The organism is Streptomyces sp. NPDC047085, assembly GCF_040643735.1.
Taxonomy (GTDB): domain Bacteria; phylum Actinomycetota; class Actinomycetes; order Streptomycetales; family Streptomycetaceae; genus Streptomyces.
Map to the genome: position 1 here is coordinate 1 of NZ_JBEYUW010000018.1, position 15,655 is coordinate 15,655.

General features: G+C 71.3%; 15 protein-coding genes and 1 riboswitch. Of the genes, 8 read left to right on the forward strand and 7 right to left on the reverse strand.

The features are described from left to right. Positions 1-99 precede the first annotated feature (99 nt). Positions 100-1,161 carry a 2-oxoacid:ferredoxin oxidoreductase subunit beta gene (locus tag ABZ865_RS38260; protein ID WP_361240893.1) on the forward strand — a complete coding sequence of 354 codons (1,062 nt, stop codon included), beginning with the start codon at positions 100-102 and terminating at the stop codon, positions 1,159-1,161. A gap of 37 nt (positions 1,162-1,198) precedes the next feature. On the opposite strand, the gene ABZ865_RS38265 is transcribed toward ABZ865_RS38260, so the two are convergent. Continuing rightward, complete coding sequence (locus ABZ865_RS38265; RefSeq protein WP_361240896.1) at positions 1,199-1,609, reverse strand: helix-turn-helix domain-containing protein; 411 nt, start codon at positions 1,607-1,609, stop codon at positions 1,199-1,201. A 93-nt stretch (positions 1,610-1,702) separates the two neighbouring features. On the opposite strand from ABZ865_RS38265, the gene ABZ865_RS38270 reads away from it, so the two are divergent. The 3 genes from ABZ865_RS38270 to ABZ865_RS38280 all read left to right on the forward strand — a co-directional run bounded on the left by ABZ865_RS38270 (position 1,703) and on the right by ABZ865_RS38280 (position 4,224). Then, positions 1,703-2,557, forward strand: a complete 855-nt coding sequence (locus ABZ865_RS38270) for an SDR family oxidoreductase (protein WP_361240899.1) — start codon at positions 1,703-1,705, stop codon at positions 2,555-2,557. A 144-nt stretch (positions 2,558-2,701) separates the two neighbouring features. Further along, positions 2,702-3,709 (forward strand): EamA family transporter RarD, encoded by a 1,008-nt coding sequence (gene rarD, locus ABZ865_RS38275; protein WP_361240902.1) that lies wholly within the window; start codon positions 2,702-2,704, stop codon positions 3,707-3,709. Between the two features lie 47 nt (positions 3,710-3,756). Further along, on the forward strand, positions 3,757-4,224 hold the full coding sequence (locus ABZ865_RS38280; RefSeq protein WP_361240905.1) for a VOC family protein: 468 nt from the start codon (positions 3,757-3,759) through the stop codon (positions 4,222-4,224). A gap of 46 nt (positions 4,225-4,270) precedes the next feature. Here ABZ865_RS38280 and ABZ865_RS38285 read toward each other — a convergent pair whose 3' ends face one another. Continuing rightward, positions 4,271-5,377, reverse strand: coding sequence for a hypothetical protein (locus tag ABZ865_RS38285; protein WP_361240908.1), 1,107 nt, complete (start codon positions 5,375-5,377; stop codon positions 4,271-4,273). 197 nt (positions 5,378-5,574) lie between these two features. On the opposite strand from ABZ865_RS38285, the gene ABZ865_RS38290 reads away from it, so the two are divergent. After that, entirely contained in the window at positions 5,575-6,162 is a 588-nt protein-coding gene (locus ABZ865_RS38290; RefSeq protein WP_361240911.1) for an NAD(P)H-dependent oxidoreductase, read from the forward strand. A 6-nt stretch (positions 6,163-6,168) separates the two neighbouring features. On the opposite strand, the gene ABZ865_RS38295 is transcribed toward ABZ865_RS38290, so the two are convergent. From ABZ865_RS38295 to ABZ865_RS38310, 4 genes are all read right to left on the reverse strand, one after another. Then, positions 6,169-7,062, reverse strand: a complete 894-nt coding sequence (locus ABZ865_RS38295) for an ABC transporter permease (protein WP_361240914.1) — start codon at positions 7,060-7,062, stop codon at positions 6,169-6,171. Further along, a complete protein-coding gene (locus tag ABZ865_RS38300) occupies positions 7,049-8,026 on the reverse strand; it encodes an ABC transporter ATP-binding protein (protein WP_361240917.1) in 978 nt (325 codons plus the stop codon). Before ABZ865_RS38300 ends, ABZ865_RS38295 begins: the two co-directional genes overlap by 14 nt. Positions 8,027-8,151: 125 nt before the next feature. Continuing rightward, on the reverse strand, positions 8,152-9,351 hold the full coding sequence (locus ABZ865_RS38305; protein WP_361240920.1) for a DUF2092 domain-containing protein: 1,200 nt from the start codon (positions 9,349-9,351) through the stop codon (positions 8,152-8,154). A 301-nt stretch (positions 9,352-9,652) separates the two neighbouring features. Further along, entirely contained in the window at positions 9,653-10,663 is a 1,011-nt protein-coding gene (locus ABZ865_RS38310) for a polyprenyl synthetase family protein (RefSeq protein ID WP_361240923.1), read from the reverse strand. Positions 10,664-11,305: 642 nt separating this feature from the next. Then, positions 11,306-11,536, forward strand: a riboswitch (cyclic di-AMP (ydaO/yuaA leader). A 2-nt stretch (positions 11,537-11,538) separates the two neighbouring features. Between ABZ865_RS38310 and ABZ865_RS38315 the strand changes: the two genes are divergently transcribed. Beyond that, the gene (locus tag ABZ865_RS38315; RefSeq protein ID WP_361240926.1) at positions 11,539-12,024 is read left to right on the forward strand and encodes a transglycosylase SLT domain-containing protein; all 486 of its coding nucleotides are present in this window, start codon (positions 11,539-11,541) and stop codon (positions 12,022-12,024) included. Positions 12,025-12,065: 41 nt separating this feature from the next. Here ABZ865_RS38315 and ABZ865_RS38320 read toward each other — a convergent pair whose 3' ends face one another. Then, positions 12,066-12,878 carry an HAD family hydrolase gene (locus ABZ865_RS38320; protein ID WP_361240928.1) on the reverse strand — a complete coding sequence of 271 codons (813 nt, stop codon included), beginning with the start codon at positions 12,876-12,878 and terminating at the stop codon, positions 12,066-12,068. A 325-nt stretch (positions 12,879-13,203) separates the two neighbouring features. Here ABZ865_RS38320 and fahA point away from each other — a divergent pair, with 325 nt between their 5' ends. Both fahA and ABZ865_RS38330 read left to right on the forward strand, forming a co-directional pair. Beyond that, positions 13,204-14,421: a fumarylacetoacetase gene (gene fahA / locus ABZ865_RS38325; RefSeq protein ID WP_361240931.1), complete on the forward strand. Its 1,218-nt coding sequence runs from the start codon at positions 13,204-13,206 to the stop codon at positions 14,419-14,421. Between the two features lie 278 nt (positions 14,422-14,699). After that, entirely contained in the window at positions 14,700-15,638 is a 939-nt protein-coding gene (locus ABZ865_RS38330) for a M56 family metallopeptidase (protein ID WP_361240934.1), read from the forward strand. The last annotated feature ends 17 nt before the right edge of the window (positions 15,639-15,655 follow it).

Here is a 15,655-nt window from a genome sequence, read left to right on the forward strand (position 1 = left end):
TCCGGGCGAGGTACCTGGTCGACGCCCACTCGCACAACCAGGTCAACGGCATGCCGTTCAAGGCGGAACAGCTCGCCGCCGCGCTCAAGGAGGCCATCGATGACTGACGCCACCAACGGGCTGCTGCAGCTGGTCCCCAAGGCCGAGGCCAAGCAGTCGATGAAGGACTTCAAGTCCGACCAGGAGGTGCGCTGGTGCCCGGGCTGCGGTGACTACGCGATCCTGGCCGCCGTCCAGGGCTTCATGCCGGAGCTGGGCCTGGCGAAGGAGAACATCGTCTTCGTCTCCGGCATCGGCTGCTCCTCCCGCTTCCCGTACTACATGAACACCTACGGGATGCACTCCATCCACGGCCGCGCCCCCGCCATCGCGACCGGCCTGGCGTCCTCGCGCCGTGACCTGAGCGTGTGGGTCGTCACCGGTGACGGCGACGCCCTGTCCATCGGCGGCAACCACCTCATCCACGCCCTGCGCCGCAACGTCAACCTCAAGATCCTGCTCTTCAACAACCGGATCTACGGCCTGACGAAGGGGCAGTACTCGCCGACGTCCGAGATGGGCAAGATCACCAAGTCGACCCCGATGGGGTCGCTGGACGCCCCGTTCAACCCGGTGTCCCTGGCGCTCGGCGCGGAGGCCTCCTTCGTCGCCCGCACCATCGACTCCGACCGCAAACACCTCACCGAGGTGCTGCGGGCGGCCGCCGACCACCCCGGCACCGCCCTGATCGAGATCTACCAGAACTGCAACATCTTCAACGACGGCGCCTTCGACGCCCTCAAGGACAAGCAGCGGTCCGAGGAGGCGCTGATCCGCCTGGAGCACGGGCAGCCGATCCGCTTCGGCACCGACGGCGAGCGTGGTGTCGTACGCGACCGGCAGACCGGTGACCTGAAGGTGGTGACCGTGACGCCGGAGAACGAGGCGGACGTCCTCGTCCACGACGCGCGGTCGTCCTCCCCCACGACCGCCTTCGCGCTGTCGCGGCTGGCCGACCCCGACACCCTGCACCACACCCCGATCGGCGTCTTCCGCAACGTCGAACGGCCCGTCTACGACACGGCGATGGCCGACCAGCTCGACACCGCCATCGAACAACACGGCAAGGGCGACCTGGCCACGCTGCTGGCGGGCGGGGACACGTGGACGGTCATCGGCTGAGGCTGTACTGACCGCCTGACTACTGAGGCTGTTCTGACTACGAGGCCCGGGACTGGATTTCCCGGGCCTCGTCGTATGCCCGGCGGGCCTTCTCCACCTCGCCCATGCGCTCGTGCGTCCACCGGGCCAGCTCCCGTACCTGCTCCGCCGCCTCGCGGCCGAGGCCGGTCAGGGAGTAGTCGACGCGGGGCGGGATGACCGGCTTGGCGTCGCGGTGGACGAGGCCGTCGCGCTCCAGGGTCTGGAGGGTCTGGGCGAGCATCTTCTCGCTGATCCGCCCCACCTTGTCGATCGCCCGCCGCAGCTCGCTGAAGCGCCGCGAGCCGTCGAGCAGCTCGATCAGCACGAGCACGCCCCAGCGGCTGGTGACGTGTTCGAGGACGAGCCGGTAGGGACACATGGCCTCGGCTTCGGCTCCGGTGCGCGCACGCGTGCTGCTTACTGCCATACCAGTACCTTACTTCAAAGTGGGTACTTTCGCTTGGTTAGCGCTCCTCCTAGGGTCGATGACATCGGAACCCCCACAAGGAGAACGCCCATCATGAGCATCGTCGTCACCGGAGCCACCGGACACCTCGGCCGCCACGTCGTGGAGCAGCTGCTGGAGAAGGTTCCGGCGGAGCAGATCACCGCCGTCGTGCGGGACAAGGCGAAGGCCGCCGACTTCGCCGCGCGCGGGGTGAAGCTCGCGGTCGCCGACTACAACGCGCCCGAGACCTTCGACGGCCTGTTCGCCGCCGGTGACAAGGTCCTGCTGATCTCCGGCAACGAGTTCGACAAGGGCCGGGTGCGGCAGCACCAGGTCGTCATCGACGCCGCCAGGGCGGCGGGCGTGGCGCTGCTGGCGTACACCAGCGCCCCGGGCAGCCTCACGGCCGCGCTCGCCGACGACCACCGGGCCACCGAGGAGGTGCTGCTCGCCTCCGGCCTGCCGTACAGCCTGCTGCGCAACGGCTGGTACCACGAGAACTACACCGAGAACCTCGCCCCCGTGCTGGAGCACAACGCGGTCGTCGCCGCCGCGGGCGAGGGCCGGATCTCCTCGGCCGCCCGCGCCGACTACGCCGCGGCGGCGGTCGCCGTGCTGACCGGCGAGGGCCACGAGAACACGACGTACGAGCTGGGCGGCGACGAGGCGTGGAGCCTCGCCGAGTACGCGGCCGAGCTGAGCCGGCAGACCGGCAAGGAGATCGCCTACAACGCCGTCACCGTCGAGGTCATGGAGGGCATCCTCACCGGTGCCGGGCTGCCCGCGCCGGTCGCCACGATCCTCGCCGGTGTGGACGCGTCGGTCGTGAAGGGCGAGCTGGTCGTCTCCACCGGCGACCTCTCCCGCCTGACCGGCCGCCCGACCACCCCGCTGGCGGAGGCCGTGACCGCCGCGCTCAAGGGCTGAAGCGGCGCAAGCTCAGGGACTGAATCCGCTGTTCAGCGTCCTCACCCCGGACTGTCATGACCGTATAGCGGTACGGGCATGACAGACCGGGGTGCTCGGCGCTACCTTCTTTCTCGCGTGCCTGAAAGCGAGAAGGAGGGACCCGTGGCCGGGACACCCAAGGGCGAACACCGGATAGGCCTGCTGAACGGCTTCGCCGCTTACGGCATGTGGGGGCTGGTCCCCCTGTTCTGGCCGCTGCTGAAGCCCGCCGGCGCGGCCGAGATCCTGGCCCATCGCATGGTGTGGTCCCTCGTCTTCGTCGCCGCCGCGCTGCTCGTCGTACGGCGCTGGGCCTGGGCGGGAGAGCTGCTGCGGCAGCCACGCCGCCTCGCGCTCGTCGCGCTGGCCGCCGGCGTCATCACCGTGAACTGGGGCGTCTACATCTGGGCCGTGAACGCCGGCCACGTGGTCGAGGCCTCCCTCGGGTACTTCATCAACCCGCTGGTGACCATCGCGATGGGCGTGCTGATCCTCAAGGAACGGCTGAGGCCCCTCCAGTGGGTCGCCGTCGGGGTCGGCGCCGCCGCCGTCGTCGTCCTGACCGTCGGCTACGGCCGCCCGCCGTGGATCTCCCTGTGCCTCGCGCTCTCCTTCGCCACGTACGGCCTGGTGAAGAAGAAGGTCGCCCTCGGCGGCATCGAGTCACTGGCCGCCGAGACCGCGATCCAGTTCCTGCCCGCCCTCGGCTATCTCCTCTGGCTCGGCGGGCACGGCGGGGCCAGCTTCGCGAGCGACGGACCGGGCCACGCGGCCCTGCTCGCCTCGACCGGCATCGTCACCGCGCTGCCGCTGGTCTGCTTCGGCGCGGCGGCGATCCGGGTCCCGCTGTCCACGCTGGGCCTGCTGCAGTACCTGGCCCCGGTCTTCCAGTTCCTCCTCGGCATCCTCTACTTCCACGAGGCCATGCCCCCCGAGCGCTGGGCCGGCTTCGCCCTGGTGTGGCTGGCGCTGGTCATGCTGACGTGGAGCGCGCTGCGCTCCGCGAGGAAGACGCGGGCGGCGCTGGAGACCGTACCCGCACCCCGTGTCGAGGCGCGGGACTCGGCGGCGTCGGCAGCGTCGGACTCGGCGGCGGCGGCGGTGGCGGACTCGGCGGCCGTGGAGGCCTGACGGGCCGGCTCCCCTGCCGCGGCAAATTGCCGCTATAAGTGGTGGGCATGTCGACACAGACGCCCACCCCGCTGCACTGGAAGCTCGTCATCGACGCGGCCGATCCGCATGCGCAGGCCGACTTCTGGGCCGCCGCGCTGCACTACGTGGCCGAGGACAACGCCGCCCTCATCGAGCGACTGCTGGCGGCCGGCGCGCTGCCCGGCGGGGCGACCGTCGAGTACCACGGCCGCCCCGCCTTCCGTGACCTCATCGCCGTACGGCACCCCGACGACCCGTACGACCCCGACACCGGTACCGGCCTCGGGCGGCGGCTGCTGTTCCAGCGCGTCCCGGAGGCGAAGACCGTCAAGAACCGGCTCCACCTCGACCTGCACGCCGGCGCGGGGCGGCGCGTGGCGGAGGTGGCACGGCTGGAGGCGCTGGGCGCGAAGGTGCTCCAGGAGGTGAAGCAGCCCGCCGGTGAGTGGGTGGTCATGGCGGACCCGGAGGGCAACGAGTTCTGCGTGCAGTAGCGGTACGGCGACCGCACCGGGTTTCCTTGCGCCCGGCCGGCCAGGGTCACACCTGGGCGGCCCGGGCCGCGCGCTCGGTGAGGCGGATCATGCGGGCGCGGGCGGACTCCAGCGGCTGAAGGTCGTCTGCCGCGGGCCCCGGCTCCGCCGTCAGGTCGGTCCACAGGTCGATCAGGTCCCGCCCCATCCGCAGCCCCTCCTCCGGATCGCGCACGGCACGCCAGGCGGTGGCCGCGCTGCGCACATTGCCGTACGCCGCCTCCGCGTCCCGCGCCTCCCGCCGCTGACGGGCCAGGTCGAGGGAGAGGTGGAACGAACGCATCGGGTCGCCCGCCAAGTAGGCGATGTACGCGGTCAGTTCCCGCAGGTGCAGTACCTCACGGTGACGCGGCCCCAGCACACCGGACGCCTCGACGACGGTACGGTCCGCGAGTTCCGCCGCCACCTCGATACGGCCGTCCCGAACAGCCTCGTTGATCCGCGCCATCGGCCCGGCGAGCAACTCGGCGCCCTCCGCGGTCTCGGTCACGGGCTCGTCCCCCAACACCTCTTCGGCGACGGCGTCGAAGCCGCGGGCGGGGGTGGGCGTGGACGTGGTGGGAGGGGTGGCTTCGAAGTCAGGGGTGGGGTCGGGAGTGGGGGTGGGTGCGGGCTTCGTGACGCGTGCGGGCTCGGGGGCGGGAGCGTGTACGGGCTCGGGGGCGCGTGCGGGCCCGGGAGCGTGTACGGGCTCGGGGGTCGCAGCGTGAGATGAGGACGCTTCCATGACGGGGGCCGGTCCGAACACCCCTGTCGGGGCCTGCACCGTACCCGGGACCACCGCCGGAGCCGCCTGCGCGGCACCCGGCGTCGCCGGACGGCGCACCCGTACCGGATCCCCGGCCACCCGGCTGGCGCCGTCCGCCGAGACCTCCAGGGGGACCACGCAGCCGGCGCCGTCGTCGTGGATCTGGGCGCGTATCGGAGCGCCGAGGCAGATGGCGAGGCGCTGAAGGTGGTTCAGGACGGCCTGCTGGATGGTCTCGTCCGCTTCCGCCACGATCGAGGTCCCGCCCACCGACGCGCTGCCCGTACCGGACACCCGGACGTGCACCGCCGCCGGATGTGCCACGGGCTGCTGCACACGCTTCTTCTCGAAGCTGAGTCCGGACATCGGTTTCCCTCACTCCCCCAACCGTCGCGATCCGCTCGTACGCGTCCTGCCAACCAGTGTGTCCGCCCATGTCGCCTCGCGCGTCACTGCGACGTCACAGCCTCGCACCAGCCGCGCCCTTGAAACGGAGTGCTTGCATGTGCATAAAATGCATGCGCCTTTAACCGTGGTACGACATCGCTGACTCTGGGGGACCCATGAGCCGCCGCTTCCTCTTCGTTCTGGGCAGTGCCCGCACCGAGGGAAACACCGAGATCCTGGCTCGACAGGCTGCCGAACAGCTGCCCGGTGACGTGGAGCAGCAGTGGATCCGGCTCGCCGACCTCGCGTTGCCCGACTTCACGGACCTGCGGCATGAGAGCGACCATGTACGGCCGGCCTCGGACACGCCGGCCGGTGTGCTGCTGGACGCCACCCTCGCGGCCACGGACGTCGTGATCGCCTCGCCGCTGTACTGGTACTCGGTCTCCGGCCTCACCAAGCGCTACCTGGACTACTGGTCGGGCTGGCTGCGCACTCCGGGCGTGGACTTCAAGGCGACCATGGCGGGGCGCACCCTGTGGGGCGTGTCGGCCCGGGCGGACCGGGACGCGTCGGTCGCGGACCCGCTCGTCGGCACCCTCAACAACTCCGCCGCCTACCTGCGGATGCGCTTCGGCGGGGTGCTGCTCGGCAACGGCAGCGCGCCGGGGGACGTCCTCAAGGACACCGACGCGCTGACGCGGGCGAAGACGTTCTTCGCACAGGAGGCACCGCTCGCGCGCTTCCCGCACGAAGCGATCTGACATCCCCTACGCGCTGATGTCCTTCGTCGTGAACCTGGCCCACGCCGCCGAGCCGAACACCGCCGCGTACAGCGCCTGGAGGCCGAGGTTCTTCATCAGGTCGTCCCAGTAGACCGGGTCGCGCATCAGGTCGGCGAAGGACAGCCAGTAGTGGGAGAAGAAGTACGGCTGGAGCGCGTGCAGTTGGGGTATCTGGTCGAGGATCTGGACGGTGATGAGCAGACCGACCGTGGTCGCCATCGCCGCGATGCCGCTGTTGGTCAGGGTCGACACGAACAGGCCGAGGGCGGCGACGCCGACCAGTGAGGCGGCCACGGCCAGGGCTATCAGCAGGGCCCGGCCCAGACCCTCGGCGAAGCTGATCCGGGTGCCCGAGATGGTGGTGAGGTCGCCGAGCGGGAACAGCAGCGCGCCGACGAGCAGTGCGGAGACGGCCACGACGAGAGTGGCGAGCACACAGAACGCCATCACCGTCGTGTACTTGGTGAGCAGCAGCCGGGTGCGCCCGGCCGGGGCGACCAGCAGATAGCGCAGGGTGCCGGAGCCCGCCTCGCCCGCGATCGCGTCACCGGCGACGACGCCGACCGCCATCGGCAGGAAGAACGGCAGGGTGGCGGCGAGCGCCGTGAACACCAGGAACAGCCCGTTGTTGGTGATCTGGGCGATGAAGGCCGGGCCTTCGCCGCCGCCCCCGCCGGCCGTCGAGCCGTTCCGTGTCTCGATCTTCACCGCGATCCCGACCAGCACCGGCACCGCCGCCAGCACTCCGAGCAGCGCGAGTGTGCGCCAGCGGCGGACGGTGGTGACCAGTTCGCTGCGCAGCAGCCCGAGGGTCCACAGCGGATGCGGGCGGCCGGACCTGGGTGCGGCCGGTGCCCGAAGTGCCTCAGCCCGCGACATCGAAGCCCTCCCCTGTCAGTGCCACGAACGCGTCCTCCAGGGAGGCTCGTTCGAGCGCGAAGCCCCTCACCCGGACACCCGCCGCGACCAGGGCCGCGTTCACCTCGGCGAGGTCCTGGGCCGGCGGCTCGGCGGTCACCCGGTCGCCGTCCACGGTGACGTCCGTGACGCCCTGTTCCTTCAACACCCGGGCCGCCTCGCCGGGATCCGGTGTGTTCACGACCAGTCGGCCGCGCGCCCCGGCGGCCAGGTCGGCCACCGCGCCCTGGGTGACGAGCCGGCCCTGTGCCATCACCGCCGCATGGCTGCACACCTGCTCGATCTCGTCGAGGAGGTGCGAGGACAGGAAGACGGTGGTGCCGTCGGAGGCCAACTCGCGGATGAGAGTGCGGATTTCGCGCATGCCCTGCGGGTCGAGCCCGTTGGTGGGCTCGTCCAGGACGAGCAGTCTGCGCGGCTGGAGCAGCGCGGCGGCCAGGCCCAGGCGCTGCTTCATGCCGAGCGAGTACGCCTTGGCCTTCTTGCCCGCGGCGGCCGCGAGACCCACCCGGTCCAGGGCGGCGGCGACCCGGGCGCGCCGGGTGCGTGGGTCGGCGGTCGGGTCCGCGGAGTCGTAGCGCAGCAGGTTGTCCCGGCCGGAGAGGAAGCCGTACAGGGCCGGGCCCTCGATGAGCGCGCCGACCTCGGGGAGGACCTGCCGGGCGGCCCGGGGCATGGGGCGGCCCAGGACCCGGGCCGTGCCCGAGGTCGGCTCGATCAGGCCCATCAGCATGCGGATGGTGGTGGTCTTGCCGGAGCCGTTCGGGCCGAGGAAGCCGAAGACGCTGGCCGCCGGGACGGTCAGGTCGAGACCGTCCACGGCGAGTTGCCCGCCGCGGTAGCGCTTGGTGAGGCCGCGGGTGGCGATGACGCTCGCCGCCGCGTCCTCCGGGTCCGGCTGCGTGGCGGACGGTGCGTCGTCCATCGGCTCCCCTTCGATTCGTCGTGCCCGGAGGGCCTCCGATGGCCCCAGGGCCCGTGAAAGCCCCGGAGCCTGATAGCTCCGGGGCCGTGAAGGCCCTGAAGGCCCCTGGAAAGGCCCCGGGAGGGTTACTTCCCTTCGTTCGCCGCCTTCACCAGCGCGTCCTTGGTCACCGCGCCGGCGTACACCTTGCCGTCGTCGGTGATCAGGGCGTTGACCAGGCGGGTGGAGAAGACCGTGCCCTTGCCGAACGTGCCGGAGACCTGGTCGCCGAGCGAGCCGAGGAAGCCGCCGAAGGCACCGCCCTCGGAGCCGGAGGGCATGCCGCCCTCGGCGCCGGTGTCGAAGGTGGCTATGGCGTTCCAGCCCTTGCCGATGACCTTGGCCCCGTCCATCCCCTGGGCGAAGTCCTCGCCGAGCTTCGGAGCGTGCTCCTTCGCCTTCGGCTCGTCCTTCTGCTCGGTGACCTTCGCGCCCTTGGGCGGGGTGAAGTCGAAGGTGGAGGCGGCCGGGCGGGCGAAGGCGACCTGGGTGAAGCCCGCGTCGAACACGGCGGCGCCGCCGCTCTTCGGGGTCAGCGTGAACTTCAGCGGCATGCCGGTCTTCGCGTCCACCGCGATGCTGATCGCGCCGACCGTGGTGCCGGACTGCTTGGGCCTGATCAGCAGCTTGTAGGCGTCGCGTCCGGCGACCTGGGCGGTGCCGTCGACGGTCACGGACGTGGTGTCGTCGACCGACTTCAGGGCCTCGTCGGCGAAGTCCTTGGGCGTGGCCGGCGGCTCGGCCCGGCGGTGGTCCTTGCCGGAGTCGTCGGCGGTGCCGTGGAAGACCTCGTTGCTCTTGCTGTCGTAGCCCCACACGTCCTTGCCGTCGTGGATGAGGCTGTACTCGGATCCGCGCTCGAGCAGGGAGAGCTTCTGCCGGTCGGGGCCGTCGGTGGCCACGCGCAGGGTGTGCGTGCCGGAGACCAGCTCGGTGAGCTTGGACGACGGGTCCGCGGAGGAGCCGTCGCCGCCCTGGGCCGCACCCGAGGCCAGGCTGTTCTCCAGGCCGCCGAGGTCCGGCAGGCCGAGGTCGGTGCTGACCTTCACGGTGCCGGACAGCTGCTGCACGTCCGACTTGGCCATCTTCTCGATGAGCTGCTGTGCGGTGATCTTCGGCAGGTCGGGGTCACCGGAGTCGGCGAGCGCCGGGACCAGCCCGATCGTGGCCGCCGCCACCCCCACCACCGCGACCGGGACGACGTACCGGGCCGCCTTGCGGCGTCCGGAGCGCAGGTCCTCGTCCGCTGCGGCGCCGGTCGCGTCGTCGGATTCGTACGGTGCCATGTGTGCCTTACCTCCGTCGTCGGCGGCGGCTGTCCTCACGCTGGTCCACTTGAGCCGCCATTCTCACCCGAATCGGTGAGGAGTGCTGATTTCCGTGGTTTCCATCAGACCAAATCCGCCGTGCCGGGGCGTCAGACCACGGAGCCAACTCCGTGTACGCCTGCGGTATGACGCACGAGGGCGGTGTCTCCCCCGACCCGTAGGGGTCGCGGGGGGAGACACCGCCCTCGTCGTGTGCTGCGGGCCGGTGGCCGGGCCCGTGGAAGGTCCCGGCAGGGCCTGGCAGGACCTGGCAGGCGTCCTAGCCGGCGCGGTGCACCACGGCGTCGCAGAGCTCGGTCAGCGCCGTCTTGGCGTCGCACTCCCGGAGCGGGGACAGCGCGGCCCGGGCCTCCTCCGCGTACCGGATGGTGTCCCGGCGGGCCTGCTCCAGCGCGGGGTGGGCGCGCAGGCCGGCCAGCGCCCGGGCGTGCCGGGTGTCGTCGCTGAGGTCGGAGTCCAGCAGCTCGCACAGCTCGATGTCCTCGGGCAGACCCAGCCGGGCGGCCCGCTCGCGCAGCCGGAGCACGGGCAGGGTGGGGATGCCCTCGCGCAGGTCGGTGCCCGGGGTCTTGCCGGACTCGTGCGAGTCGGAGGCGATGTCCAGGACGTCGTCCGCGAGCTGGAAGGCAACCCCGAGCCGCTCGCCGTACTGGGTGAGCACGTCGATGACCGTCTCGTCGGCGCCGGACATCATCGCGCCGAACCGGCAGGACACGGCCACCAGGGAGCCCGTCTTGCCGCCCAGCACGTCCAGGTAGTGCTCGACGGGGTCACGGCCGTCCTGGGGACCGGCGGTCTCCAGGATCTGCCCGGTGACCAGCCGCTCGAACGCGAGGGCCTGCACCCGGACGGCCTCGGGGCCGAGGTCGGCGAGTATCTGGGAGGCGCGGGCGAAGAGGAAATCGCCGGTGAGGACCGCGACGGAGTTGCCCCAGCGGGTGTTGGCGCTGTCCACACCGCGCCGCACGGCCGCCTCGTCCATGACGTCGTCGTGATACAGCGTGGCCAGGTGGGTCAGCTCCACGACCACGGCCGACGGCACGACGCGCGGCGCGTAGGGGTCGCCGAACTGGGCCGCGAGCATCACGAGCAGCGGCCGGAACCGCTTCCCGCCGGCTCGAACCAGGTGCTGCGCGGCCTCCGTGATGAACGGGACCTCGCTCTTGGTGGCCGCGAGCAAGCCTTCCTCGACAGCCGCCAATCCGGCCTGGACATCGGCTTCCAGAGCCTGGTCCCGCACGCTCAGCCCGAACGGCCCGACGACGGTCACGAGGGTCTCCTGTCTGCTGGTGCCTGCTGGCGATTACACGGTTTGTCGATAGGTCGTTGCCATCACTCGACTCAGCGTATCCGGTCCCCTTTCGATCACCGATAGCACCCACCGGTCCAGCCCGGGCGGTATCGGCATCACGGACGTGATGTTCTCCACCATCCGATAAGAACGGACATTTCCTTACTTAACGGGAAGGCGCGCCCCCTGTCGCCGGAATACACGCCGACCGGATGCGCGTTCGACAACCCGCAGGCAGTCCCGAACGTGAGGTCGAGCGCACCCCCAGAGGCGGCCCCGGAGGCAACCCCGGAGCCACCTCACCCCTCTTCAACGAAGGGCGCCGCCTCAGAGGTTCCGGGCCCGAGGGGACTTAAACCCACCAATGGCCCCATTAAGAGCGAATCCAACTAATCCCCCATGTCTGATTTTGCGTAATTTGCCGTTACGTGAATTGGGTCACTCACCCTCCCTGGCGGCCACACCGGCCCGGCCACCCTTCTCGCCTTGCCTGTCGGGCAGTTGAGGATTGGCAACCGCAAAGGATCAAGTACCCAAATCGGCATAGATCAAGGTCAACTAGGCCTTCTTGTGAATCCGGTACTTGTTCCGGACATGTGCTGTCGCATACGTTCCGGGCCGTCAGACGAACGCCGAATCCTGCCGCGTCTGACACCACCCATCGACGAACTCATTTCGTACGGCAGGAGCGGGGGACCCAGGTAAGCCGCCAGACCGGTCGACACGTGTCGCACCGGAACGGCTCGGGGTGAAGTCGCGCCTCCTCCAGAGCCCAACGGGCCTGGTGGCGCGGCCGGGCACCTCCCCGCCCGAACCCGACAGCTCACCTCGCAGGCGACGGAGAGGAAAAAGCCATGCCTGCTGCCGCTCAGCCCCGCCGCGCCCGCTCGTCCCGCCTCTTCCGCACGCTCACCGTCGTCGGCACCGGCGCCGCCGTGCTCGCCCTGCCGCTCATCGGGGCCACCAGCGCCTCCGCCGCCGGTTCCACCACCACGACCGGCACCACCCTGGCCGGGTACCCGAACAACCTCGACGGCTGGATCCGCGAGTCGCTCGCGATCATGGCCGAGAAGAAGATCCCGGGCACCTACAACGGCATCCACCGCAACATCATCCGCGAGTCGTCGGGCAACCCGCGGGCCATCAACCTCTGGGACTCCAACGCCGCCAAGGGCATCCCGTCCAAGGGCCTGCTCCAGGTCATCGACCCCACGTTCAACACGTACCACGTGGCCGGCACGTCCTTCGACATCTACGACCCGGTCGCGAACATCACGGCCGCCTGCAACTACGCGGCCGCCCGCTACGGGTCGATCGACAACGTCTTCGGCGCCTACTGATCCACCGGTCCACACGCGCGGCAGGCCCTGCTGAGATCCGGTCAGCCGGCCGGGAACAGTCTTTCGAGGACGACGGCGATGCCGTCGTCCTCGTTCGACTTCGTGACCTCGTCGGCGACGGCCTTGAGTTCGGGGTGCGCGTTGGCCATGGCGACACCGCGTCCCGCCCAGTCGAACATGGGGATGTCGTTGGGCATGTCGCCGAAGGCGAGGGCCCGCTCGGCCTCGATCCCCAGGTACTCGGCGGCCAGCGCCAGCCCCGTCGCCTTGGTGACACCGCACGGCTGGAGCTCCACGGTTCCCGGCCCCGACATCGTGACCGTCGCGAGCGAACCCACCACCGCGCGCGCGGTCGCCGCCAACTCGTCGTCGGACAGTGAGTGGTGGCGCAGCAGCACCTTGCTGATGGGCTCGCACCACAGGTCGTCGCGGCGGCCGACCCGCACGGCGGGCAGGGTCGGGTGCGGCATCAGATACCCGGGCTCGATCAGCGTGAGCCCGTCCACCCCGTCCTGGTCGACGGCCGCGTAGACCTGCCCCACCTCGGCCTCGATCTTGCCGAGCGCGACCTCGGCCAGCTCCCGGTCCAGCCGGACCGACCACAGCAGCCGGTCGGCCCCGGCGTCGTAGACCTGCGCGCCCTGCCCGCACACCGCGAGCCCCGTGCGGCCGAGGGCGTCCAGCAGCGGCCGTACCCGCGGGGCCGGGCGCCCCGTCACCACCAGGTGCCGCGCACCGGCGCGCGTCGCCCGCGCGAGGGCGGCGAGCGACCGGTCGGAGACGGTGTCGTCGCCGCGCAGCAGCGTCCCGTCCAGGTCGGTGGCGATCAGTGCGTACGCGGGGGGTGCGGCCATGATCAGAGAATACGGACATCGCGTCCCCTCGACTCACCGTGCGCTTCCCGGACTTGTGCACCGCCCGGCCCCAAGTGCCCCCTCCGCTGTCAGTGGTGGGCGTTACGTTGTTCTGGAGGCACTGTGGCCTGGGGGGGGGCGGTGCGGACGCGGACGCCGAGGGTGAGCGGGACGCGCAACGCGAGAGCTGCTGCGAACTCTTTAGACACCACGCGGGCAACCCCTGGGGCACTGCCCAAGACGTGCACCTCAGCCGTAACGTGTGGCGCGACCACATGGAACACAGCGCCATGCATGGCCCGGATGAGAGTGAGGCAGTAACCGCATGCCCCCCTTCGACGTCCCCGAGGGCGACCCCTTCGGTCCGCACAACCTTCCCTATGGCGTGTTCTCGCCCGCCGGCAGCACGGAGCGGAGGGTCGGCGTCCGGCTCGGTGACCACGTCCTCGACGCGGGCACCGCGGCCGCCGCGCTCGGCTCCCCGTACGTCTCCCTGCTCGCGCAGCCCTCGCTCGACCCGCTGCTGGCGGCCGGGCGCACCGCCTGGTCGGACGTGCGGCGCGCGCTGACGGCGTGGGTGACGGTGCCCTCCCACCGGTCGGCGATCGAGCCGCTGTTCCACCCCTTGTCGTCGGTGACCCTCCACCTGCCCTTCCAGGTGGCCGACTACGTCGACTTCTACGCCTCCGAGAACCACGCCCGCAACGTCGGCCAGATCTTCCGCCCGGACGCCGAGGACTCGCTGACCCCCAACTGGAAGCACCTGCCGATCGGTTACCACGGCCGCTCCGGCACGGTCGTGGTCTCGGGCACGGACGTCGTACGGCCGTCCGGGCAGCGCAAGGGCCCCGGCGACCCCGCCCCCGTCTTCGGCCCCTCCGTCCGGCTGGACATCGAGGCGGAGGTCGGCTTCGTGGTGGGCGTGCCCTCCGAGCTGGGCCGGCCGGTCGCGCTCGGCGACTTCCGGGAGCACGTCTTCGGGCTCTGCCTGCTGAACGACTGGTCGGCGCGGGACATCCAGGCCTGGGAGTACGTCCCCCTCGGCCCGTTCCTCGGCAAGTCCTTCGCGACCTCGGTGTCGGCGTGGATCACCCCGCTGGAGGCGCTGGAGCCCGCGCGCGTGGCGCCTCCGGAGCGCACGCACCCGCTGCTGCCCTACCTGGACGACTCGGCTCCCGGGATCGAGCCCGGCGGCTACGACCTGCGGATCTCCGTCGCCATCAACGGCCATGTGGTGTCCGAGCCGCCGTTCTCCACCATGTACTGGACCGCCGCCCAGCAGCTCGCCCACATGACGGTCAACGGGGCCTCGCTGCGCACCGGCGACCTGTACGGCTCGGGCACGGTCAGCGGTCCGGCCGAGAACCAGCGCGGCTCCCTGCTGGAGCTGACCTGGAACGGCCGTGACCCGCTCGAACTCCCCGACGGCAAGCGCACGTTCCTGGAGGACGGGGACGTGGTGACCCTGACGGCGTGGGCACCCGGGGAGGACGGGGGCCGGATCGGACTCGGGGAGGTCAGCGGGCGCGTCGTCTCGGGGTGAGGTGAGGGGCGAGGGGTCGCGGTCGGTTGGCTCGCGATCGGCCGGTTCGTGGTGGGGTGGTGCGCGACCGGCTGGTTCGCGGTCGGGTCGTGCGCGATCGGCGTGGTCCGGGGACGCGAACGTCGTGGTCCGGGGACGAGTTCGGCGCAGGACACCTGACGTGCGGCCCTGTCCCCGTCATACTGACGGGGACACGCACCACGCGACGCGCCCTCGGCGCGTCGGCCCGCACCACCCGACACCCGCACGCCTCTCCGACCAGGAACCGGAGCCCCGGCATGACCGTCTGCCTGCTCCTGCTGAGCGTCCTCGCCCTGACGGCCGCCGTACCGGCGCCGCGCGCGCTGACCCGGGCCGCGTGGCCCGAGCGGGAACCCGTGGTCGCCCTGTGGGTGTGGCAGTGCCTGGTCGCCACGGTCCTGTTGTGCTGTCTGACCGCGCTGGTGCTGGGCGCGGCGGCCGTCTTCCACACCGTCCGCGACCAGGTCTTCGCCCCCGCGCCGCCCGCCGTCACCGCCGCGTACGACCTGTCCACCGCGCCGGTGTGGGCCGTCGCCCTCACCGTGCTGCTGGCCGGCGGGGCCGCCTGGACGACCGCGATGCTCGCCCGGGAGCTCACCGAGGCCCGCCGGCGCCGCGGCCAGGCCCGGGCCCAGCTGCGCGAACGCGCCCCCGACCTGCCCGCGGGGCTGCCCGCGACGCGCGGGCCGATGCTGGTGCTGGAGGACGAGTACCCGGACGCCTGGTGGATGCCCGGGCACCCGCCCCAGCTGGTCGTGACCACCGGGGCGCTGCAGCGCCTGACCGACCACCAGCTGGACGCGGTCCTCACCCACGAGCGCGGCCACGCCCGCGCCCACCACGACTGGCTGCTGCATCTGTCCACCGCCCTCGCCACGGGCTTCCCGCGGATCCCGCTCTTCGCCCACTTCTGCGACCAGACGCACCGGCTGGTCGAACTGGCCGCCGACGACACGGCCTCCCGCCGCTGCGGTCACCTCACCACGGCCCTCGCCCTGATCGAGCTGAACCAGCACCGCGGTGTGCTGTCCTGCGCCTCCAGCCGCCGCCTCCTCGGCGAGCGCGTGGACCGCCTTCTGGAGCCCCCGCCGCGGCTGCTGCGCCGGCACCGGGCGCTGACGACGACGGTGGCGGCGCTGGTGCCGTTGCTGCCGCTGCTCATCACGTTCGCCCCGGGGCTGACGGCGCTGTCCTGAGGGTCGACTCCCCCCGT

Bases quoted from the DNA above. Each gene is read 5' to 3' on its own strand.
- ABZ865_RS38280 (WP_361240905.1), top strand. From the start codon at position 3,757: ATGTCGACACAGACGCCCACCCCGCTGCACTGGAAGCTCGTCATCGAC.
- ABZ865_RS38265 (WP_361240896.1), bottom strand. From the start codon at position 1,609: ATGGCAGTAAGCAGCACGCGTGCGCGCACCGGAGCCGAAGCCGAGGCC.
- ABZ865_RS38315 (WP_361240926.1), top strand. From the start codon at position 11,539: ATGCCTGCTGCCGCTCAGCCCCGCCGCGCCCGCTCGTCCCGCCTCTTC.
- ABZ865_RS38330 (WP_361240934.1), top strand. From the start codon at position 14,700: ATGACCGTCTGCCTGCTCCTGCTGAGCGTCCTCGCCCTGACGGCCGCC.
- ABZ865_RS38305 (WP_361240920.1), bottom strand. From the start codon at position 9,351: ATGGCACCGTACGAATCCGACGACGCGACCGGCGCCGCAGCGGACGAG.
- ABZ865_RS38295 (WP_361240914.1), bottom strand. From the start codon at position 7,062: ATGTCGCGGGCTGAGGCACTTCGGGCACCGGCCGCACCCAGGTCCGGC.
- ABZ865_RS38300 (WP_361240917.1), bottom strand. From the start codon at position 8,026: ATGGACGACGCACCGTCCGCCACGCAGCCGGACCCGGAGGACGCGGCG.
- ABZ865_RS38290 (WP_361240911.1), top strand. From the start codon at position 5,575: ATGAGCCGCCGCTTCCTCTTCGTTCTGGGCAGTGCCCGCACCGAGGGA.
- ABZ865_RS38285 (WP_361240908.1), bottom strand. From the start codon at position 5,377: ATGTCCGGACTCAGCTTCGAGAAGAAGCGTGTGCAGCAGCCCGTGGCA.
- ABZ865_RS38320 (WP_361240928.1), bottom strand. From the start codon at position 12,878: ATGGCCGCACCCCCCGCGTACGCACTGATCGCCACCGACCTGGACGGG.
- fahA (WP_361240931.1), top strand. From the start codon at position 13,204: ATGCCCCCCTTCGACGTCCCCGAGGGCGACCCCTTCGGTCCGCACAAC.
- ABZ865_RS38260 (WP_361240893.1), top strand. From the start codon at position 100: ATGACTGACGCCACCAACGGGCTGCTGCAGCTGGTCCCCAAGGCCGAG.
- ABZ865_RS38270 (WP_361240899.1), top strand. From the start codon at position 1,703: ATGAGCATCGTCGTCACCGGAGCCACCGGACACCTCGGCCGCCACGTC.